This window comes from Nonomuraea antri, assembly GCF_013283785.1.
Taxonomy (GTDB): Bacteria; Actinomycetota; Actinomycetes; order Streptosporangiales; family Streptosporangiaceae; genus Nonomuraea; species Nonomuraea antri.
On sequence record NZ_JABCPZ010000204.1, the window covers coordinates 1 to 20,685 of the forward strand.

18 protein-coding genes are annotated in these 20,685 nt (G+C 70.3%); 7 read left to right on the forward strand and 11 right to left on the reverse strand.

Annotation, left to right across the window (positions count from 1 at the left end):
• Positions 1 to 24: 24 nt before the first annotated feature.
• Entirely contained in the window at positions 25 to 1,512 is a 1,488-nt protein-coding gene (locus HII36_RS42445) for a phosphodiester glycosidase family protein (RefSeq protein ID WP_173529012.1), read from the reverse strand.
• Positions 1,513 to 1,769: 257 nt separating this feature from the next.
• On the opposite strand from HII36_RS42445, the gene trpS reads away from it, so the two are divergent.
• The gene (gene trpS / locus HII36_RS42450; RefSeq protein ID WP_173529013.1) at positions 1,770 to 2,741 is read left to right on the forward strand and encodes a tryptophan--tRNA ligase; all 972 of its coding nucleotides are present in this window, start codon (positions 1,770 to 1,772) and stop codon (positions 2,739 to 2,741) included.
• Positions 2,742 to 2,957: 216 nt separating this feature from the next.
• Here trpS and HII36_RS42455 read toward each other — a convergent pair whose 3' ends face one another.
• The 5 genes from HII36_RS42455 to HII36_RS42475 all read right to left on the reverse strand — a co-directional run bounded on the left by HII36_RS42455 (position 2,958) and on the right by HII36_RS42475 (position 8,493).
• On the reverse strand, positions 2,958 to 3,332 hold the full coding sequence (locus HII36_RS42455; RefSeq protein ID WP_173529014.1) for a cupin domain-containing protein: 375 nt from the start codon (positions 3,330 to 3,332) through the stop codon (positions 2,958 to 2,960).
• Between the two features lie 50 nt (positions 3,333 to 3,382).
• Entirely contained in the window at positions 3,383 to 4,432 is a 1,050-nt protein-coding gene (locus HII36_RS42460) for a DmpA family aminopeptidase (RefSeq protein WP_173529015.1), read from the reverse strand.
• The gene (locus tag HII36_RS42465; RefSeq protein WP_173529016.1) at positions 4,429 to 6,045 is read right to left on the reverse strand and encodes a PucR family transcriptional regulator; all 1,617 of its coding nucleotides are present in this window, start codon (positions 6,043 to 6,045) and stop codon (positions 4,429 to 4,431) included. Before HII36_RS42465 ends, HII36_RS42460 begins: the two co-directional genes overlap by 4 nt.
• 98 nt (positions 6,046 to 6,143) lie before the next feature.
• Complete coding sequence (locus tag HII36_RS42470; RefSeq protein WP_173529017.1) at positions 6,144 to 7,778, reverse strand: AMP-binding protein; 1,635 nt, start codon at positions 7,776 to 7,778, stop codon at positions 6,144 to 6,146.
• A gap of 13 nt (positions 7,779 to 7,791) precedes the next feature.
• Positions 7,792 to 8,493, reverse strand: a complete 702-nt coding sequence (locus tag HII36_RS42475; protein WP_173529018.1) for a TetR/AcrR family transcriptional regulator C-terminal domain-containing protein — start codon at positions 8,491 to 8,493, stop codon at positions 7,792 to 7,794.
• Between the two features lie 55 nt (positions 8,494 to 8,548).
• Between HII36_RS42475 and HII36_RS42480 the strand changes: the two genes are divergently transcribed.
• Positions 8,549 to 10,018 carry an MFS transporter gene (locus tag HII36_RS42480; protein WP_173529019.1) on the forward strand — a complete coding sequence of 490 codons (1,470 nt, stop codon included), beginning with the start codon at positions 8,549 to 8,551 and terminating at the stop codon, positions 10,016 to 10,018.
• Here the strand turns inward: HII36_RS42480 and HII36_RS42485 are convergent.
• The 3 genes from HII36_RS42485 to HII36_RS42495 form a co-directional block, all read right to left on the reverse strand.
• Positions 10,015 to 10,722 carry an alternative oxidase gene (locus HII36_RS42485; RefSeq protein ID WP_173529020.1) on the reverse strand — a complete coding sequence of 236 codons (708 nt, stop codon included), beginning with the start codon at positions 10,720 to 10,722 and terminating at the stop codon, positions 10,015 to 10,017. The two genes, HII36_RS42480 and HII36_RS42485, sit on opposite strands and share 4 nt — an antisense overlap.
• 151 nt (positions 10,723 to 10,873) lie before the next feature.
• Positions 10,874 to 11,914 carry a CU044_5270 family protein gene (locus HII36_RS42490; protein ID WP_173529021.1) on the reverse strand — a complete coding sequence of 347 codons (1,041 nt, stop codon included), beginning with the start codon at positions 11,912 to 11,914 and terminating at the stop codon, positions 10,874 to 10,876.
• Positions 11,907 to 12,518: an RNA polymerase sigma factor gene (locus HII36_RS42495; RefSeq protein ID WP_217370654.1), complete on the reverse strand. Its 612-nt coding sequence runs from the start codon at positions 12,516 to 12,518 to the stop codon at positions 11,907 to 11,909. Before HII36_RS42495 ends, HII36_RS42490 begins: the two co-directional genes overlap by 8 nt.
• Positions 12,519 to 12,664: 146 nt before the next feature.
• On the opposite strand from HII36_RS42495, the gene HII36_RS42500 reads away from it, so the two are divergent.
• From HII36_RS42500 to HII36_RS42515, 4 genes are all read left to right on the forward strand, one after another.
• The gene (locus tag HII36_RS42500; protein WP_173529022.1) at positions 12,665 to 13,945 is read left to right on the forward strand and encodes an aspartate aminotransferase family protein; all 1,281 of its coding nucleotides are present in this window, start codon (positions 12,665 to 12,667) and stop codon (positions 13,943 to 13,945) included.
• Entirely contained in the window at positions 13,942 to 15,441 is a 1,500-nt protein-coding gene (locus HII36_RS42505; RefSeq protein WP_173529023.1) for a CoA-acylating methylmalonate-semialdehyde dehydrogenase, read from the forward strand. The genes HII36_RS42500 and HII36_RS42505 overlap by 4 nt, the downstream gene beginning before the upstream one ends.
• 81 nt (positions 15,442 to 15,522) lie before the next feature.
• A complete protein-coding gene (locus HII36_RS42510) occupies positions 15,523 to 16,770 on the forward strand; it encodes an extracellular solute-binding protein (RefSeq protein ID WP_173529024.1) in 1,248 nt (415 codons plus the stop codon).
• 197 nt (positions 16,771 to 16,967) lie between these two features.
• Positions 16,968 to 18,179 carry a saccharopine dehydrogenase family protein gene (locus HII36_RS42515; protein ID WP_173529025.1) on the forward strand — a complete coding sequence of 404 codons (1,212 nt, stop codon included), beginning with the start codon at positions 16,968 to 16,970 and terminating at the stop codon, positions 18,177 to 18,179.
• 39 nt (positions 18,180 to 18,218) lie between these two features.
• Here HII36_RS42515 and HII36_RS42520 read toward each other — a convergent pair whose 3' ends face one another.
• Together HII36_RS42520 and gabT are read right to left on the reverse strand one after the other, a co-directional pair.
• Positions 18,219 to 18,419 (reverse strand): hypothetical protein, encoded by a 201-nt coding sequence (locus HII36_RS42520; protein ID WP_173529026.1) that lies wholly within the window; start codon positions 18,417 to 18,419, stop codon positions 18,219 to 18,221.
• A 209-nt stretch (positions 18,420 to 18,628) separates the two neighbouring features.
• The gene (gene gabT, locus HII36_RS42525; protein ID WP_173529027.1) at positions 18,629 to 19,957 is read right to left on the reverse strand and encodes a 4-aminobutyrate--2-oxoglutarate transaminase; all 1,329 of its coding nucleotides are present in this window, start codon (positions 19,955 to 19,957) and stop codon (positions 18,629 to 18,631) included.
• A 110-nt stretch (positions 19,958 to 20,067) separates the two neighbouring features.
• Between gabT and HII36_RS42530 the strand changes: the two genes are divergently transcribed.
• The coding region (locus HII36_RS42530; RefSeq protein ID WP_407940861.1) for a PucR family transcriptional regulator ligand-binding domain-containing protein at positions 20,068 to 20,685 on the forward strand (618 nt) is incomplete at its 3' end.

The window sequence follows — 20,685 nt, forward strand, 5'->3', positions numbered from 1 at the left end:
GCGTTAGGGTCCGGCGGGGAGGGGTTACTGGGGGAGGACCAGGAGGGCGTCGCCGATGCCGCGTTCGCGGCCGTCCGACGGTTGGTTGACGACCTTGCCGCCCACCACCATCGAAGTAGACCCGCCTCCGTCCAGGTTGATGGCCTGCGTGGCGCCCAGCCATCGCATCATTCTGGCCGCTTCGAGGAAGTTCGCGCCGACCGTCACTCCGGGCTTGCGGCCGTCGATGGTGGCCAGGATGAGGCTGCCGTTGCGGGTCGTGCCGACGAGGGTGCGCGGGTGGCGGCGGAGGATCATGTTGATCGAGTCGTGCCCGTCACGCTTAGCGGTGATCTTGACCTTGCCGTTGCGTACCAGGCCGACGCCGCCGGCGATGATGTTCAGGTCCGGGGTGAGCTTGAGCGACTTACCGGTCCGTACATCCACCACCTTGGTGTCGACCTTGACCGTCCAGCCTTCCCAGGCGTGCTCGTTCAGCCAGTCGGAGGCGAGACCGGAGCCGTGCAGCACGCGCATGCCGGCCGGGACCTTGCCGCCGGCGGGGACGAGCTTGACGACCTTGCCGTTGGCGTCGAGCACGACGTCCGAGCCGTTGTCGTTCGGCGTCTTGGCCCCGTACTCCTCCGTGTACAGGACCAGTTCGTCGGTGGCGGCGGCGCGGTTGACGCCGTTGACGGCCAGCTTCTCGCCGTCCTGCGAGATGGCCGTGACGGTGGACTTGAGCTCGGTGATGCGGGCCGTGCGGCCCTTCAGGACGATGGCGGAACGTCCGGGAACGGCTTCGCTGAGCAGTTTGCCGCCGACCACGGACGCGCCGACGGGCTCGCCGCGCAGCGCGGGCGAGGTGTGGATGTTGAAGAACCCGCCGTTGACGCCGAGCAGCGCCTGCCGCGCCTTCGCCATCGACGTGACCGTCTCCCGTGCGGCCACGCTGGCGCCGAGCGAGGCCACGTACGAGCCGCGGAACGTCCTCGGGTTGATCATGATGACCTTGACGTTCCACGGGCCGGTGGTCTTGAAGCCGTCGTCGCCCAGGTAGTCGACCTTCACCTTCAGGCCGGCGTCCTTGAGCTTCTTGGCCATCTCGTCGGCCTTCGGCTTGTCCTTGAACGACCAGGCGCCCACCCGCACCATGTACACGATCTGCTGCGGCGCGTCGGCCACCTTGGGGCGTACCACTTCCTGCAGCTCGGCGACCTCTCCGAGCGCCTCGACCTCGGCCAGCTTGGTCTCGGCGGTGGCGCGGGTGCCGTAGTCACGGCCGCTGGGCATCAGCACGGTCACGGTGTAGCCGTCGGTGGACGTGCCGGCCTTCACGTCGAACAGCTCGATCCCGGGCGCCACCGCGGTCACGGTCTTGGTGGGGACGATGGGCTCGCCCAGCGGGAACGTGCCGGTCGGAAAATCGGCGGCCCGTTGCGCCGCCACGGCGACGGACGCCGGGGGAGACAACGAGGTCACCGTAAGGGTTGCGGCCATGGCCAGGCCGCCGACGAGGGTGCGTCGAGACATGAAGATCTCCAGAGGGCGGAAAACGGACCGAACCATCCTGGCGAGATCAAGGTCCCCGAGGCAGCCAAACACGCTAAACGGTTCGAGAGGTTACGAGATTGACATCCCAAACGGATACCATGGGTGTATGACACGCATCAGCATGTGGTGGCGGCCGACAGACGGCCGCTGAATTCCGCATACGCGGGCCGTCCCAGGGGCGGCCCTTTTTCGTGTGCTTCTCCGGGACAGGCGTCGACCTGAATGGAGAAACACACATGAACCACGTCGTACTCACCGGCGACCGGCCGACCGGGCCGCTGCACCTGGGCCACTATTTCGGCACCCTGGCCAACCGGGTGGCGTTGCAGGACGTACACCCGATGTACGTGCTGATCGCCGACTACCAGGTGATCACCGATCGCGACCGGCCCGGTGAGATCCAGCGCAACATCACCGGGCTGCTGCTCGACTACCTGGCGATCGGGCTCGACCCGGCCAAGGTGACGATCTTCCAGCACAGCGCCGTCCCGGAGCTGAACCAGCTCCTGCTGCCGTTCCTCAGCCTCGTGTCGGTGGCCGAGCTGGGCCGCAACCCCACCGTCAAGGACGAGATCGCGCACAGCAAGCAACAGGCGGTCAACGGGCTCATGTTCACCTACCCGGTGCACCAGGCGGCGGACATCCTGTTCTGCAAGGGCACGCTGGTCCCCGTCGGGAAGGACCAGCTTCCGCACCTGGAGCTCACCAGGCTGGTGGCCCGCCGTTTCAACGAGCGCTACGGGCCGGTCTTTCCGCTGCCCGAGGCCATGATGGGCGCGCGTCCGCTGCTCAACGGCCTGGACGGCGGCAAGATGAGCAAGAGCCGCGGCAACGCGATCACGCTGTCGGCCACCGAGGACGAGACCGCCGCGCTCATCCGCAAGGCCCGCACCGACTCGGAGCGGCTGGTCACCTTCGACGAGACGCGCCGGCCGGAGGTGGCGAACCTGCTCACGCTGGCCGCGCTCTGCCTCGGCCGCACGCCGCAGGACCTCGCCGACGAGATCGGGCACGGGGGCGCGGCGACGCTCAAGCGCGTGGTCACCGAGGCGGTCAACGAGTTCCTGCGGCCGATCAGGAGGCGGCGGAGCGAGATCGGCGAGGCCGAGGCGCGCGCGGTGCTCGCCGCGGGGAACGAGCGGGCGCGGGAGCGCGCGGTGCTGACCCTGGACGAGGTGCGGGGCGCCATGGCGATGACCGCTGCCTGAAGGGGTCTCCTGCGGCCGATGGTTCCGGGCGGCCATCGAGGTGACGGTCTGACGGGTCTCCCGTGGCCATCGGGTGACGGTCTGACCAGGGTGCGGGACGGGTGCGGGTCGGTGGTGGGTGCGGGTGATGGTGAGCTCGGTGGACGGTAAGCGATCACCGGCAAGAGGGGCGCGACTCGCCCCAGGCCCGGCAGGCCCGGGGCGAGTCGATGCGTACTACCTGGCCTGGTAGACCTTGCGCAGTGTCTCGTGCACGGTCCAGGTGGTCTTGGCGCCTTCGGCCAGCAGGCACACGTCGCCGGGCCCGACCTCGATCGTGGCGCCGCCCTCGACGGCGATCGTGGCCCGGCCGGACAACACCACGAAGATCTCGTCGGCCTCGACGTCCGTCACCACGCCGGGGGTGATCTCCCAGATGCCGCGGCCGTCGCCCAGCTCGAGCGAGGACGTCGTGGGCGAGCCGGAGACGATCTGGCCGGGGTCGAGCTCGTCCGGGGTCAGCCGCACGTCGTGGACGGGGACGGCGAAGGCGCCCGCGGTGGCGAGCATGCGGCCGAGGCCGGCCGGGTCGGGCATCAGGACGTCAGACATGTCACTCATCTCAGCGTTTCAGCGTATCGGCAGGTCAGCGCTTCGACAGCTCAGCGCTTCAGCAGGTCGGCCAGGCGGCCGCCGTCGAGGCCGTGCGCGGTGACCCCGTTGGCGCCGGTCATCGTGTCCGCCGCCACCAGGACGTTCACGATGGCCTCCTCCGTCGCCTCGACGACCGCGTGGTAGAAGGGGTCGAGGTAGGCGTCGGCCAGCACGTTCACCTGGAACAGCCGGGGCTGCTCGACGCCGACGGAGTTCGACGGCAGGTTCAGGTTCCCGGTGGAGAAGCAGATGAAGCCGTCGCCGCTGGTGGTCTCGCCGGAGCCGCCGGTCCTGGCCACGCCGAGGCCGGCCCGCTGGGCGAGCTTGCGGCACTGGTGGGGCAGCAGCGGCGCGTCCGTGGCGATCACCACGATGATCGACCCAGCCCCTTCGGGAGCGCCGGACTCCGGGAGGCCGGGCTTGGGGACGTCGTCCATGACGACGCGCCGCCCGTTGACCGTCAGCCGGTCGCGCGCGCCGTGGTTGGCCTGCACCAGCACGCCCACCGTGTAGTCGTCGACCAGCCGGGAGGCGGTGCCGGTGCCGCCCTTGAACCCGTGGCAGATCATCCCGGTGCCGCCGCCCACCGAGCCTTCCGCGACCGGCCCGGACGCGGCCTCACGGTAGGCGGACGCCACGTGCTCGCGGTCGACGTGCTGGGCGTCGATGTCGTTGAGCCGTCCGTCCCAGGTCTCGGCCACCACGGGGGTGGACCAGGCCCCGGCGCCCCGGCCGCCGATCTCCAGCGAGACCAGCGCGTCGCGTACCACACCGACGGAGAAGGTGTTGGTCAGCGCGATCGGCGAGTGCAGTTGCCCGAAGTCGGTCAGGTACGGCAGCCCGGTCATCTCGCCGTTGCCGTTGAGCCAGTGGAACCCGGCGTACACCGGCGTGTCGTAGGCCGAGCCCGGGTGCGGCCGCACCACGGTGACACCGGTACGCGCGGTGCCCTCGGTCAGCGTGGTGTGCCCGACCAGCACGCCCGCCACGTCGGTGATGGCGTTCAGCGGCCCGGGCGTGCCGGTGCCGACGACGATGCCGTGGTCACGAGCTCTCAACGGTTCTCCCTTCGGAAGGACTCCAGCGCCAGCAGCGCCACGTGCAGTGACAGGCACGACTCGACGTCGTCCAGGTCGGTGTCGAGGATGCGCTCCAGGCGGCGGAGCCGGTCGTAGAAGGCGGGCCTGGACAGGTGGGCCTTCTGCGCGGCGACGGCCTTGTTGCGTCCGGCGTCCAGGTAGATGCGCAGGATCCGGCTGAGGTCGCCGCCGCGCTGGGCGTCGTGCGCGAGCAGCGCGCCCAGCTCGCGCTCGGCGAACGTCTGCAGCCTGCTGTCGTCGCGCATCAGGTGCAGCAGGCCGCGCAGGCGCAGGTCGGGCAGCCGGTAGAAGGCCCGGCCGTCGGGCTGGCGGACCGCGACGTCGGCCACCTGCTCGGCTTCGAGGAAGCTGCGGCGTACGTCCCTGATCGATTCCACCACCGAGCCGGCGGCGAGCACGAACGCCGAGCCGGGACGCCACAGCATGCGCAGCCGCTCGGTCAGCGTGGTCAGCGCGGGCTCGGCCTGGGTGCGCGGCGGCAGCGGCAGCAGGACGCCGATCCGCTCCTGGTCGAGCGCGCCGACCAGGGCGGGCAGGCGGGCGTCGCGGCAGGCGGCGGCGGTGGCCTCGGCCAGTTCGCCGAGCTGCGCCTGGCCGTCGATGGCCTGGTCGACGGGGTCGGTCGGCCTGATCACCACGCTGATCAGACGGCGTCCGGTGAGCGGGACGCCGACGGCGCGGGCGCGGGCGGCGGCCTCGTCCGGGTCCGCGTAGGCGTGGGTGAGTATGCCGGTGATGATCGTGCCGTGGGCCTGGCGTTCGAGCGATTCCTGGTGGCGTTCGAGCAGGCGGCCCAGGGCGAGCGTGGTGGCGGCGCGTTCGGCCAGCACCATGTCGCGCGGCGACGGCGGGGTCTCGCAGAGCAGGATCAGCCGGCCCCAGTCCTGGCCGCGCGCGCCGACCGTGGTGACGAGCCAGCCGGAGGCCGGGTCGTAGGCGGTGCGCTCGGCCGGGGCGACGGCACGTGACCTGGTCTCCCAGCCGGCCAGCAGGGTTCCCGTGTCGCGGCCCGCGGATTCGCAGGCCAGCACCTGGTGCGCCAGGTTCTCCAGCAGCACCGGACGGTTCGACAGCCGCGCGACCTGCGCCAGCACCTCGGCCGGCGAGGCGCCTTCGACCGACAGCTCGGTGAAGACCTCGTGCAGCTGCTCGGAGGCCCGCAGCTCCTCGAGCTGGATGTCGATGATGCGCGCGTGCACGGACTCGGTGATCTGCACGAACGGGGTCTCGCGGGCCAGCACGACGACCGGCAGCCCGTGTTCCTCAGCCGACTTGATCACGGCCCTGGGCAGCTCGCGGACGAACCTGCGCCCGAGCTCCACGATGAGCCCGGAGGCCCCGACAGAGGAAAGCTCGCCGATGTAATCGGCGAGCTTCTCCGGGTCGTCGGGCAGTGCCACGCCAGTGGTGAGCACGAGCTCTCCGCCGCGTAGCAGGTGGGCGATGTCGGCGATCTCGCCGACGTGCACCCACCGCACTTTGGTATCGAGCCGGTCGGCGCCCGCGACCACGCGCGGGTTGCCCCGGCGCACGGTCTCCAGGGCGAGGACGTCGGCAATGGTGGGCAGCACGGGCAGAGCTTAGCCGATCAGCCTGTAAAAACGGCCATGCACCGATTTACAGTTTGAAACCGACTTCGGGGAAAGTCCGCGCGTTCCTGGGATCGGTGTCAGTCGCGGAACTCGTCCTCTCTGAATTCGCGCCGGGGCTCGCGTACGCGCAGCTCGACGCGGCGGATCTTGCCGGAGATCGTCTTGGGCAGCTCGCCGAACTCCAGCCGGCGCACCCGCTTGTACGGGGCCAGCTCGCGGCGGCAGTGTTCGAAGATCGAGCGCGCGGTCGCCTCATCGGGCTCGTGGCCGGGGGCGAGGGTGACGAACGCCTTCGGCACGGCCAGCCGCACCGGGTCGGGGGCGGGCACCACGGCCGCCTCGGCCACGGCCGCGTGCTCCAGCAGCACGCTCTCCAGCTCGAACGGGGAGATCCGGTAGTCGGAGGCCTTGAACACGTCGTCGGTGCGTCCGACGTAGGTGATGTAGCCGTCGTGGTCGCGGGTCGCCACGTCACCCGTGTGATAGAACCCGTCTCGCATCGCTTCACCAGATCCGCCGACATATCCGGACATGAGGCCCAAGGGGCGGCCATCGTCGAGCGGCAGGCAGATCTCCCCGTCGTCCCCCTGCTCGCCGGTGACCGGGTCGACGAGCACGATCCGGTACCCGGGCAGCGGCCGCCCCATCGAGCCAGGCTTGACCGGTTCGTCCGGCGCGTTCCCGATCTGGGCGGTGGTCTCGGTCTGGCCGTAGCCGTCCCTGATCGTGATGCCCCACGACTTGCTCACCTGGTCGATGATCTCCGGGTTGAGCGGCTCGCCGGCCGCCACCGCCGTGCGCAGCGGCAGCTTCCAGGCGGTCAGGTCCTCCTGGATGAGCATGCGCCACACGGTCGGCGGCGCGCAGAACGTGGTCACCCGCTCGTCGCGCAGCACCTCCAGCAGCCCGGCGGCCGAGAATCGCTGGTAGTCGTGGACCAGCACGGTGGCCCCGGCGTTCCACGGCGCGAACACGTTGCTCCAGGCGTGCTTGGCCCAGCCGGGCGAGGACACGTTCAGGTGCACGTCGCCGGGCCGCAGCCCGATCCAGAACATGGTGGACAGGTGCCCGGCCGGATAGGAGGCGTGGGTGTGCTCGACCAGCTTCGGCTGGGAGGTCGTGCCCGAGGTGAAGTAGAGCAGCAGCGTGTCGTCCGCGCGGGTGACGCCGTCGGGCGTGAAGCGCTCGCTCGCCCCGTAGGCCTCGTGGTACGGCAGCCAGCCGTAGGCGTCGCCGACGGCGATGCGGGTGACGCCGCCGTCGCCGAACTTGCCCGCGTCGGCCGCGTTGGCGATCACGTGGGACACGCCGCCCCGCTCGATCCGCTCGGCGACGTCCTTGCCGGTCAGCAACGTCGTGGCCGGAATGATCACCGCGCCCAGCTTCATCGCGGCCAGCAGCGATTCCCACAGCTCCGGCTGGTTGCCGAGCATCAGCAGGATCCGGTCGCCGCGCCGCACGCCCTGCTCGTGCAGCCAGTTCGCGACCTGTCCGGTACGGGCGGACAACTCGGCGAAGGTGAAGGACACCCGGCCGGCAGCGCCGCCGACGATCGTCAGCGCCACGCCCTCGGGGTTCTCCGCGGCCAGCACGCCGTCGAACCAGTCGAGCGCCCAGTTGAACTCGGCCGGCTCCGGCCAGCGGAAGTCGCGGCGCGCCGTCGCGGAGTCGGCGCCGAGCAGGAAGTCGCGGGCTGCGCGGAAATCGCTCATGCTCCGGATCCTGCTACGTCACCAGCCGCCTCTCAAGGCCATCGAGCACGGAGGCCAGGCCGAACTCGAAAGCCATCGCGCGCATCTCGCCGGGTTCGGCGTCGATCACCTGGTCGGCGCTGGCCAGCAGGTCGGGGAAGTCGGCGGCGGCCTTGATCAGGGCCGAGCGCATCTCCTCCGGGTCGTACTCCCGGTCAGCCATCGTGTTGTTCCAGGCGACCTCGGGGATCGTGATGCCGAACACGTACGCGGTGAGCGTGGAGTTGGCGTAGTCGATCTCCAGCCCGGCGAACCCGGCGTGGGAGAACATCTGGCGCATCTTCTCGGTCAGGCCGAGCGCGTTGGGACCGAGTGCGGCCATGCGGCCGATGAGGTCGGCCGACCAGGGGTGGCGCAGGATCGCCGCCCGCATGCTGCGGGCCAGCAGGGCGGCGCCTTGGCGCCAGTGCGTGGCGGCGGGATCGGGTAGCTCGATGTCGCCCCAGATCTCGTCGTAGACCAGTTCGAGCAGTTCGTCCTTGTTCGCCACGTACCAGTAGAGGCTGGTGGCGCCCGCGCTCAGCTTGGCGCCGAGCTTGCGCATGCTCAGCCCGTTGAGCCCTTCGGCGTCGAGCAGTTCCAGCGTGGCGGCGATGATCTCTTCGCGGCTGCGACCCGGGCTGGTGGTCTTGCGCGGCTCGCGGAGCCAGACGGAGGAGAACTGCTTGCCGGTCATAGCTCCAGATTAAATCCTCTCGCACAGTGTGCGAGTTGTCTCGTACACTGTGCGAGTGAACTCGAACACTGTACGAGCGGAAGCGGGCGTGGAGCGGGACCCCCGCCGCTGGTGGATCCTCGTCGTCCTCTGTCTCGCCCTGTTGGTTCTGGTCGTCGACAACACGGTGCTCAACCTGGCGATCCCGAAGCTGTATCAGGAACTCGGCGCGAACCAGTCGGACATCCAATGGATCATCGACGCGTACGTGCTGGCCTACGCCGGACTGCTGCTCACCTCCGGCAGCCTGTCCGACCGCTACGGCCGCCGGCTCTTCCTGGTGATCGGCCTGGTGATCTTCGGCGGCGCCTCGCTGCTCGCTGTGCTCGTCACCGAGCCGTGGCAGCTCATCGCCGCGCGGGCGCTCATGGGCGTCGGCGGCTGCCTGGTCATGCCCTCGACCCTGTCGATCCTGATGACCGTCTTCGACGAGGACGAGCGCCGCAAGGCCATGGCCGCCTGGAGCGCGGTCGCGCTGGTCGGCATGGTGTCCGGGCCGACGCTCGGCGGCCTCATGCTGCAGAACTTCTGGTGGGGCTCGGTCTTCCTGATCAACATCCCGATCGCGGCCGTCGCGATCGTGGCCGCCTTCGTGCTCATGCCCGAGAGCAAGGCCGAGGGCAGGAAGATCGACCTGGTCGGCGTCGTCCTGTCGGTCGTGGGTCTGACAGCGGCCGTCTACGTCATCATCGAGCGTGAATGGAACTGGCCGATCATCGCGGTCGCCGTGGTCGCGCTGGGCGCCTTCGTGCTCTGGGAGCGCAAGCAGAAGCAGCCGATGTTGCCGCTGCACCTGTTCGCCAACCGCAACTTCAGCGGCGCCTCGTTCTCCATCCTGCTGATGTCGTTCGGCGCCGGCGCGGTGATGCTCATGCTCACCCAGTACCTGCAGTTCGTGCTGGGCTACCAGGCGATGCAGGCCGGGCTGGCGATGCTGCCGTACGCCATCGCCGCCGCCGTGTTCAACGGCATCGGCGCCGGGCTGGGCCAGAAGGTCAGCAACCGGGTGCTGGTCGGGGTGGGCCTGCTGGTGATCTCCGGCGGGTTCGTCGTCATGGCCACCACCACCGGGTACCTGCCCCTGCTCACCGGGCTCGTCATGATGGGCATCGGGGCCGGAACCATGGGCCCGGCCGCCTACGCCTCGCTGATGGGCGCGATCCCGCTGCAGCACGCCGGCGTCGGCTCGGCGCTCAACGACACCGTGCAGCAGGTCGGCATGGCGATGAGCATCGCGGTGCTGGGCAGCGTGCTGGCCGGCCAGTACACCTCGTCCCTGCCCCCCGGGCTGCCCCCGGCGGCCGGTGAGTCGATCGGGCAGGCGCACCTGCTCGGTTACGGCCCGGCCGCCAACGAGGCCTTCACCTCGGCCATGCACGTCGGCTCCTGGGTGGGCGCCGCCTTCAGCGTGGCCGCCGCGCTGCTCGCGGTGATCGTGCTGCGGCCGGCGGCGCCCGCCCCCGTCCAGGAGCCCGTCAAGGTCTAGCGGACGCGGGGCTCGCGCATGCTCTCCAGGCTGTCCAGCTTGTGCATCCGCTCGTCGTGGCCGATCTGCCGGAGCAGGTCGGCCACCGAGCGGTAGCGGCCGTACTCGTCGGCGTACGTGCCCGGGTCGGGGACGAAGTCCAGATCCGGGTTCTCCGCCACGAACGTCATGTACTCGTGCTCGGCGTGGTCCTCGAACTCGGCGTTGAGCCGGTAGCTCCAGTCCGGCCTGACCAGGAACAACACCCACGAGACGTGGTAGTAGAAGAACGCGATCAGCCAGGGCGCCGCCTTGTGCAGCAGCCAGTTCTGTCTGAGCCCCTGCCGCTGGATCAGGTCCTGCATGATCAGCAGATGCCACTGCTCGTTGTCCTGGTCGGCGCGGGCCTCCACGATCCGCTCGAAGACCCGCTTGGCCAGCACGGAACGGCCGGCGTGACGGTGCACCGCCCAGTAGCCCATGCGCTCCCAGGCCTGGTAAGGGACCCGGGCGATGATCTCCAGCATGGCGAACTTGGTGAACGAACCCCGCTTGCCGTACATGACGTCCACCGGCTTGAACATCATCTTGGCCAGCAGGCTGTACTTCATGCGCGGCGTGTCGAGCGTCTCCTGCTGAGCCATGCGCAGCTCCTCGCGGTCGAGCTTCGGCGGGCCGGCGGGGGCTTCGGGACGGGGGGCGACGGTGAAGGTGGCGGTGCTCATCTCGGATCTCCTCGTTCTCGTGATGATCCGATGGTGGCCGACCGCCACCCTCCCGGTCGTCGCCCGCCAGTGGTCATCGTCGATGCCTCTGGCGGCGTAGCGGCGGTGAGTCCCGTACGCCGCCAGGCGCACGGGACATCCCCTAGGGGACTTACCGGCGATCCCCCGCCCGGTCGACGATCGCGCTGGTGATCTTGGCGAACGCCCACTGGCTGCCGGCCCGGAAGATGAGCTTGGGCGCCTTGTCCTCGGAGCCGGGCCACCATTCGTCGCGGTGCCACACCGTACGCTCGCCGAGCAGCCGGTACGTCTGAGGGTCGAGGACGAAGTAGCGCGTCGAGACCCCCTGGCCCTTCGGCTCGTAGTAGATGGCCAGGCCCTCCCGGTCCATCGCGTCGCGCACGCCGGTGGCCACCTTCACCCCCGGGATCCTGGCCAGCGCCCGGTAGATGGCGGCCTCCAACCTGGGCGGCATGACGGCCTGCTGGCCCAGGTAGAGCGTGAGCACGCGGAACGCCCGCTCGTCGTTCGGCTGCCTGCTCGGGGCCTCCTCCTTGGGGTAGTCGATCCAGTGCCGGTCCTTGGTGACCTTGGCCAGCAGCTTGACCGGGTCGGTGGGCAGGGCGAGCAGCTTGTGGTGATACTGCTGCGGCGACAGGTCGTCGTCGCCCGGGTCGGGCGGTACGTCCTCCACCCTGAGCTGCCCGGTGCGCGGGCTGACCCTGGCCAGCTGCTTGCCGTCGTACCTGATCCAGCCTTCCATGATCGACTCAGCGCCGTCGGCGGGCTGGATGCTCTTCGTCCTGGTGTAGACCCACTGGTCGGGGCGGGGCGCGGAGAAGGAGCGCCGCTCGGCCACCAGGGCCGCCTGTTCCAGCAGCGTGATGGAGCCCGGCCGGGGCTCGGCCACCGCCGTCGACGGGGTGCCGCCGGGCGCGGGTTCGGTGGCGTCGGGCGCGGTCAGCAGCACCGCGGCCGCGACGGCCGCCGCCAGCGCGCCGCTGAGCAGGGCCCGCCGGGCGAACGGGGCGCGCCGGCCGGCGGACCTGGGCGCGGGTGCGCCTGGGGCAGTAGCCGTAGCGGTGGTGGTGGCGAGGCGGTCGCGCAGGGCGGCGAGCCGCGCGGCGTCGGGCTCGGGCGCGTCGCCGCGGAACGAGCGCAGCGCCTTGATGTCGTCCACGAGGTCATTCACCGGCGGCCTCCTCACTGAGCGCGGACGGGTCGACGCCGCCCAGCGCGGCGCGGGTACGTTTCCTGGCCCGGTGCAGCCGCGACCGGACCGTGCCGACCGGGACGCCGAGCGCGGCGGCCACCTCCTCGTAGCTCAGCTCGGCCCAGGCGAAGAGCAGCAGCACCTCACGGTCCTCGGCCGACAGCCGGGCCAGCGCCCTGGCCAGGGACCGGTGCGCGGCCGACGCCGACACGCGGGCCGCGACCCGGTCGGCGTAGCTCTCCGCCACCTCGTCCACGCCGGTCCTGGCCAGCGCCCGGTAGTGCCGTTCCTCGGTACGGCGGTGGCCGCCGATCAGGTTGGCGGCGATGCCGTACAGCCAGGGACGGGCGTCGGCGCGCCCGAGGTCGTAGCGGTCGCGCTTGCTGAAGGCGGCCAGGAAGGTCTCCGCCACGATGTCGTCGGCCAGCGAGTCGCCCAGCCGCCGGGCGACGTAGCGGTGCAGCGCGGGCGCGTGCCGGTCGAACAGCGCGGCGAAGGCCGCCGGGTCCTCCCGTGAGCGGCGGATCACCGCGGCGTCGTCCAGGCCGCGCGGCGCCCTGGCCGGGTTCGTATCCAGGACCAACTCAGCTCCAGTGGTCGGTGTCGTCACTCTTGTTCAGCCGAAGTGCGTCACCGAGTTCGCGACTATTTCCATGATGTAAGGGGATGTCGTCTTATGCCGACATCTTGGAGGTGGGACCAGCGGTGCGTGGACGGGATACTCGAAGCATGTCGGAGCTTCTCGCGCGCCACCGGGCGGTAATCCCCAACTGGGTGGCACTCAACTACACCGAGCCCATCGAGATCGTCAGTGGTAAGGGCAACCGCGTCATCGACGCCGATGGCAAGAGCTACCTGGACTTCTTCGCCGGGATTCTCACCAACATGATCGGGTACGACGTGCCCGAGGTGCGCGAGGCGGTCGAGCGCCAGCTGGCCACCGGCGTGGTGCACACCAGCACCGTCTACCTGCTGCGCGGCCAGGTCGAGCTGGCCGAGAAGATCGCCAGGCTGTCCGGCATCCCGGACGCCAAGGTGTTCTTCACCAACTCCGGCACCGAGGCCAACGAGACCGCGCTGCTGCTGGCCACCTACGCGCGCAAGACCGACCAGGTGCTGGCCATGCGCCAGAGCTACCACGGCCGCAGCTTCGGCGCGATCAGCGTCACCTCACACCGGTCGTGGAAGAACAACTCGCTCTCCCCGCTGAACGTGCACTTCCTGCACGGCGCCGACCGGCACCTCGCCCAGTTCAAGGGCATGTCCGACGCCGAGTACATCGCCGCCTGCGTGGACGACCTGCGCCACGTGCTGGCCACCGCCGTCTCCAACGACGTGGCCGCGCTCATCGCCGAGCCGATCCAGGGCGTGGGCGGCTTCACCGCGGCGCCCGACGGCCTGTTCGCCGCTTACAAGGAGGTGCTGGACGAGCAGGGCATCTACTTCATCGCCGACGAGGTGCAGACCGGCTGGGGCCGTACCGGCAGCGCGTTCTTCGGCATCCAGAACCACGGCGTCACCCCCGACATGATCACGTTCGCCAAGGGCATCGGCAACGGGTTCGCGGTCGGCGGCATCGTGGCCCGCGGCGACCTCATGGACGCCCCGCACGCGGTCGGCCTGTCCACCTTCGGCGGCAACCCGATCTCCATGGCCGCCGCCAACGCCACCCTCGACTACGTGCTCGACCACGACCTGCAGGCCAACGCGGCCCGCACCGGCGCGATCATCATCGACGGCCTGCGCGCGGCCGCCACCCGCCTGCCGATCGTCAAGGACGTGCGCGGCCGTGGCCTGATGTTCGCCATCGAGCTCGAAACCCCCGCCCAGGCCACGCGCTTCATGGAGGAGACCAAGAAGGCGGGCCTGCTGGCCGGCAAGGGCGGCCTGTACGGCACCGCCATCCGCATGGCCCCGCCGCTCACCCTGACGATCGACGAGGCCACCGAGGGCCTGGGCATCATCGTCAACGCACTCGAAGTCATCAACGCAGAGGCAGCATCGCAGTGAAGTCCGTCAAACACTGGATCAACGGAGCTCTCGAGGACGGCGACAGCCGCACCGCCGAGATCTTCAACCCGGCGACCGGCGAGGTCAGCGGCACGGTCGCGATGGCCTCGGCCGCGGACGTGGACGCGGCGGTGGCCGCCGCCGTCGCCGCGTTCCCGGCCTGGCGCGACGCGTCGCTGGTCAAGCGGGCGCGGGTGTTGTTCCGCTTCCGCGAGCTCATGTACGCCCACCGCGACGAACTCGCCGCGCTGATCTCGGCCGAGCACGGCAAGGTGCACTCCGACGCGCTCGGCGAGGTGGCCCGCGGCCTGGAGGTGGTGGAGTTCGCCTGCGGCATCCCGCACCTGCTCAAGGGCGGTTTCTCCGAGGGCGTCTCGACCCGGGTCGACTCGTACTCGATCAGGCAGCCGCTGGGCGTGGTGGCCGGCATCACGCCGTTCAACTTCCCGGCCATGGTGCCGATGTGGATGTTCCCCATCGCGATCGCCTGCGGCAACGCGTTCATCCACAAGCCGTCGGAGAAGGACCCGTCGGCGTCGCTGCTGATGGCGCGGCTGTGGCAGGAGGCCGGGCTGCCCGACGGCGTGTTCAACGTGGTGCAGGGCGACAAGGTGGCCGTGGACCGGCTGCTGGCGCACCCGGACGTCAAGGCGGTCTCGTTCGTCGGCTCCACCCCGATCGCCCGCTATGTCTACGAGAGCGGCACCGCGCACGGCAAGCGGGTGCAGGCGCTCGGCGGCGCCAAGAACCACATGCTGGTGCTGCCCGACGCCGACCTGGACCTGGTCGCGGACTCCGCGGTCTCGGCCGGCTTCGGCTCGGCCGGCGAGCGGTGCATGGCGATCTCGGTGGTGCTGGCCGTCGACCCGATCGGCGACGAGCTGGTCGACAAGATCGTCGAGCGGGTCGGCAAGCTGGTCATCGGCCCTGGCGACGACCCCAAGTCCGAGATGGGCCCGCTGGTCACCCGCGAGCACCGCGACAAGGTCGCCTCCTACCTGGACCTGGACGAAGGCTTCAAGGTCGTGGTGGACGGCCGCGAGACCAAGGTGCTCGGCGGCGGCAAGGCGGCGGAGACGCCCGGCTTCTGGCTCGGCCCGACCGTGCTCGACCACGTGCCGGCCGGTTCCCGGACGCACACCGAGGAGATCTTCGGCCCGGTGTTGTCGATCGTGCGCGTCTCGTCGTACGAGGAGGGTCTGCGGATCATCAACGACGGCGTGTACGGCAACGGCACGGCGATCTTCACCAACGACGGCGGCGCGGCCCGGCGGTTCCAGAACGAGGTCGAGGTCGGCATGGTCGGAATCAACGTGCCGATCCCGGTGCCGATGGCCTTCTACAGCTTCGGCGGCTGGAAGGCGTCGCTGTTCGGTGACACGCACGTGCACGGCACCGAGGGCGTGCACTTCTACACCCGCGGCAAGGTCGTCACCTCCCGGTGGCTCGACCCCTCGCACGGCGGCGTGAACCTGGGCTTCCCGACGAACAGGTGACGGCGGCGGGCGGGGAGCGGCGTCGTTCCTCCCCGCCCGGGTTCCCCCGGTAGGCTCCAGGCCAGGGATAAGGGGGACACCGTGGAACGCCGTCATCAGACCGTCATGGCGCTCGCCGTCGCGGCGCTGGCCGCCGGCACGGCGCTGGTCGTCGGCGTGGGCACGTCGGCGCCGGCCCCGCAGGCCACCACGATGGCGAAGGCAACCACCGCGAAGGCGACCGACACCGCGAAGGCGACCGACACCGCGAAGGCCACCGACACGGCGAAGCCCAGCGCCACGGGTTCGCCCACCCCGGGCACGCCCAGCGCCACGCCGACGCCCGACCCGGCCAAGAGCGACGGCACGCTGCAGATCCTCACCTATCGCGGCTACGCCGAGTACGGCGGCATCAGCGCCGACGCCAACTGGGTCGGCTCGTTCGAGCGCGACACCGGCTGCCGGGTGGCCCGGCTCGACACCGTGCAGACCGAGGCGGAGATGGCCGACCGGTTCGACGACCGGCCCTACGACGTGGTCTCCGCCGGCCCGGTGCTGGCCGGTCACCTGATCAAGACCAAGCAGGTGCAGCCGATCGACCCGGCCAAGGTGGCCGGCTACGACGACCTCGCCGAGCGTTTCCGCGACATGTCCACGGTCTCCGGCAAGGCGTACGGGGTGCCGTTCCTGTGGGGGTTCAACGAGTTCGTCTACGACTCGTCCAAGGTCAAGGGGGGCGATCTGAAGCAGGTGTTCGCCGCCGACCGGGTCGCGCTGCAGGACACCCCGATGACCATCGCCGAGGCCGCGCTGGCCGACGAGAGCGTCAAGAACCCGTACGAGCCCACCGCCGAGCAGTTCGACCGGGCCATCGCGCTGCTCGGGCAGAACAGGGAACGCACGTACTGGAAGAACCCGATCGACCTGCTCAAGGGCTTCTCCACCGGGTCGCTCGACTACGCGCAGACCACCCCGTACTACCGGTTGCTGCTGCAGGCGGCGAAGCTGCCGATCAAGACGGTCCGCACGGCCAGGACCACCGGCTGGGTCGACTCCTGGATGCTCGGCGCGAACGTCCCGGACACCGGCTGCGCCTACCGCTGGCTGAACTGGATGGCCGAGGCCGACCACCAGCGCGAGGCCGCGGCCTGGATGGGGCTGGCGCCGGCCAATCCCAAGGCGTGCAAGAAAGACGCCGCCCGCATCTGCGCCGCCTACGGGGCCGAGAAGCCGCACCGGCTCGACCGGGTGGTCTTCGCCCAGCGTCCGCCGGGGGATTGCCGGCCCGAAGACGGGGAATGCACTATTTACACCACTTGGCAGAAACCGTGGAGCGGTCTCGCGGAGTGAGTCGGGCCTGATGGCCGCCTGACCGTGCCGCGGGCGCGCGCCCGTCCCCCCGCTGGGTGCCCGCCCGCAGAGACGCCCTGGGCCTTCCCCCTGTCCCGGGGCGTCTCGCGTTTGTCCAGGTCTTCCCAGGTCACGAGTTTCGACTGAATGACCAGTCAGGTTAGACTGAATGACCAGTCAGTGAGTATGGTCTCCCCATGAGAATCCTTCTGGTCGGCGCCGGAGGCGTCGGATCCGCCGTCGTGCCCATCGCCGCTCGCCGCCATTTCTTCGAACACATCGTGGTGGCCGACTCCCAACAGAGCCGGGCGGCCAGAGCCGTCGCCGCCGTGGACGACCCGCGCTTCAGCGCCATCGCGCTCGACGCCGCCGACCGTGACCAGGTCGCGGCCGCACTCCGGGAACACCGATGCGACGTGCTGTTCAACGCCGTCGATCCGCGCTTCACGATGCCGCTGTTCGAGGCCGCGCTGGAGGCCGGCGCGCACTACCTGGACATGGCCATGTCGCTGTCCAAGCCGCATCCGCGCGAGCCGTACCGGGTGCCGGGGCTCAAGCTGGGCGACCAGCAGTTCGAGCGCGACGGCGCGTGGCGCGAGGCGGACCGGCTCGCCCTGGTCGGCATGGGCGTGGAGCCCGGGCTGGCCGACGTGTTCGCCCGCTACGCCGCCGACCACCTGTTCGACACCATCGACGAGATCGGCATCAGGGACGGCGCCAACCTGGTCGTCGACGGCTACGACTTCGCGCCCACGTTCTCCATCTGGACGACCATCGAGGAATGCCTCAACCCGCCCGTGGTGTGGGAGGACGGCCGGTGGCGCACCACCGAGCCGTTCAGCGAGCCCGAGGTGTTCGACTTCCCCGAGGGGATCGGGCCGGTGGAGTGCGTGAACGTCGAGCACGAGGAAGTGCTGCTGGTGCCCAGGTGGATCCCGGCCAAGCGGGTGACCTTCAAGTACGGGCTGGGCGAGGAGTTCATCGGCGTGCTCAAGACGCTGCACAAGCTGGGACTCGACAGCGCCGACAAGATCAAGGTGGGCGGGGCCGAGGTGGCGCCGCGCGACCTGGTGGCCGCCAGCCTGCCCGACCCGGCCACGCTCGGGTCGCGCATGCGCGGCAAGACCTGCGCGGGCACGTGGGTGAAGGGCACCGGCAAGGACGGCGCACCCCGCGAGGTCTACCTGTACCACGTGGTGGACAACGACTGGTCGATGCGCGAGTACGGCTCGCAGGCCGTCGTCTGGCAGACCGCGATCCACCCGGTCGTCGCGCTCGAACTGATCGCCACCGGGGCCTGGCGGGGGACCGGCGTGCTCGGACCCGAGGCGTTCGACGCGGTGCCGTTCCTGGACCTGCTGCGCGAGTACGGCTCACCCTGGGCGATCAGGGAGACGGTCGCCGCCTGAGCCGCCTGAGCCGCTCTGAGCCGCAGAGCCGCGGTCGATCTAGCGGGCGGGGAAGGCCACCACGGTCGCCAGCGGCGCGGGCAGCAGCGCGTCGGCGCAGTCGGCGCAGGCCAGGACCGCCGAGTCGTTGGGCAGCCGGCCCACCCGCACGCGCGGACGCGGCCACCGCTTGTGGCAGACGACGCAGGCGTCGCCGTCGCGCTGGGCCCACGTCAGGCCTTCCGGGTCGAACGTCAACATGCCTCGCGCCGTTCTGGTCGGACCCCAGTTCATCACGCTCCCCGCCGCCATGGCCCACCCCTATGTCGGATCCGTTATAACCCTGACCGAGGCTGTGATCGTCTAGCTGAGCGTCAAGTCAGAGTGAATTCTCTACCCGCATGGCGTGAGGAAAACCAACAAAATCGGGCATCCAGCCGCAAGCTGGATGCCCGATTCGTTAGGTTTTCTTACAGGTCGGCGATGGCCTTCTCCAGGATGCCGAGCCCCTCTTCGAGCAGGTGCTCGGGCATGACCAGCGGCGGCAGGAAGCGCAGCACGTTGCCGTACGTGCCCGCGGTCAGCACCAGCAGGCCCTCGGCGTGGCAGCGCTTGACGACCTCCTGGACGGCGGCCGGGTTCGGGTTCTTGGTGCCCGGCTCGACCAGCTCGATCGCGATCATCGCGCCGCGGCCGCGCACGTCGCCGATCACCGCGTGCTGCTCCTGCAGGGCCTTGAGCCTGGGCAGCATGATCTCGCCGATCCTGCGGGCCTTGGCGACCAGGTCCTCCTCCGCGATGGTCTCCAGCACGCCCAGCGCCGCCTCGCAGGCCAGCGGGTTGCCGCCGTACGTGCCGCCGAGCCCGCCCACGTGCACCTGGTCGAGCAGGTCCGCGCGGCCGGTCACCGCGGCCAGCGGCAGGCCGCCCGCGATGCCCTTGGCGGTGCAGATGATGTCCGGGACGATGCCCTCGTCCTCGCAGGCGAACAGGTGGCCGGTGCGCGCGAAGCCGGTCTGCACCTCGTCGGCCACGAACACGATGCCGTTGGCCTTGCAGAACTCGGCGATCCTCGGCAGGAAGCCCTTGGCCGGCTCGATGAAGCCGCCCTCACCGGCGATCGGCTCGATCACCACGGCGGCCACGTTCTCCGCGCCGATCTGCTTGTTGATCATGTCGATGGCCTGCGCGGCGGCCTCCTCCGCGCAGTTCTCGGCACCCGTCGGCCAGCGGAACGGGTAGGCCAGCGGCACCCGGTACACCTCCGGCGCGAACGGCCCGAAGCGGTGCTTGTACGGCATGTTCTTGGCCGTCAGCGACATGGTGAGCAGCGTGCGGCCGTGGTAGCCGTGGTCGAACACCACGACGGCCGGCCTGCCCGTGGCGTGCCTGGCCACCTTGACCGCGTTCTCCACGGCCTCGGCGCCGGAGTTCACCAGGAACGTGCGCTTCTCGTGGTCGCCGGGGGTCAGCTCGTTGAGCTTCTCGCACACCTGCACGTACGACTCGTACGGGGTGACCATGAAACAGGTGTGGGTGAAGTCGGCGACCTGCTTCTGGACCCGCTCGACCACCTTGGGCGCGGCGTTGCCCACGTTCGTCACCGCGATGCCGGAGCCGAAGTCGATCAGCGAGTTCCCGTCGGCGTCCTGCACCACGCCGCCGCCGGCGCGGGTGACGAAGACCGGCAGCGTGGTGCCGATGCCGGGCGGGACGGCGGCCTGCTTGCGGGCCAGCAGCTGCTGCGACTTGGGGCCTGGGATCGCGGTCACGACGCGCCGCTCCTGGGGAATGCTCATGGCTCGACGCTACGTTGGGCTCCCACCTGGGCCGATACGTCGATATGTCACACTGAGGGTGCTCACCTTTGCCGGAATGGACAACTCGTATGGCGCCTTCGCTGCGGACCGTGGCGCGACGGATGGGGCTGCGCCCGCTCGCCGGCGCGCTCGACGTCCCCGTGCGCTGGGTGGCGGTCAGCGAGCTGGAGGACCCGACGCCGTTCCTGGAAGGCGCGGAGCTGCTGCTCACGACCGGGATGCGGCTGGAAGGCGACTTTTCTGGATATGTCGCCCGGCTGGTGGCGCGGGGCGTGGCCGGGCTCGGCTTCGGCGTCGGGCTCTCGCACGCGGCCGTCCCGTCCGCGCTGGTGTCGGCAGCCTCGGCCGCCGGGCTGCCGCTGCTCGAAGTGCCGCGCGAGACGCCGTTCATCGCGATCGGCAAGGTGGTCAGCGAGTTGCTGGCCGCCGAGCAGTACGACGAGATCGCCCGCGCCTTCGCCGCCCAGGGGCGGCTCACGCGCGCGGCGCTGCGTCCCGAGGGCATGAACGCGGTCATCGACCGGCTCGCCAAGGAGATCGGCGGCTGGGCGGCGCTGCTGGACGAATCCGGCGAGGTCCGCCACGCCACCCCCGGCGCGCACACCGAGACGGTCATCCCGGAGCTGGCGCGGCTCCGCCCGGGCGGCGACCCGGCCAGGTCAGGCGGGGCGGCCCGCGCCCAGCGGCTGGACGATGACGTGCTCGTC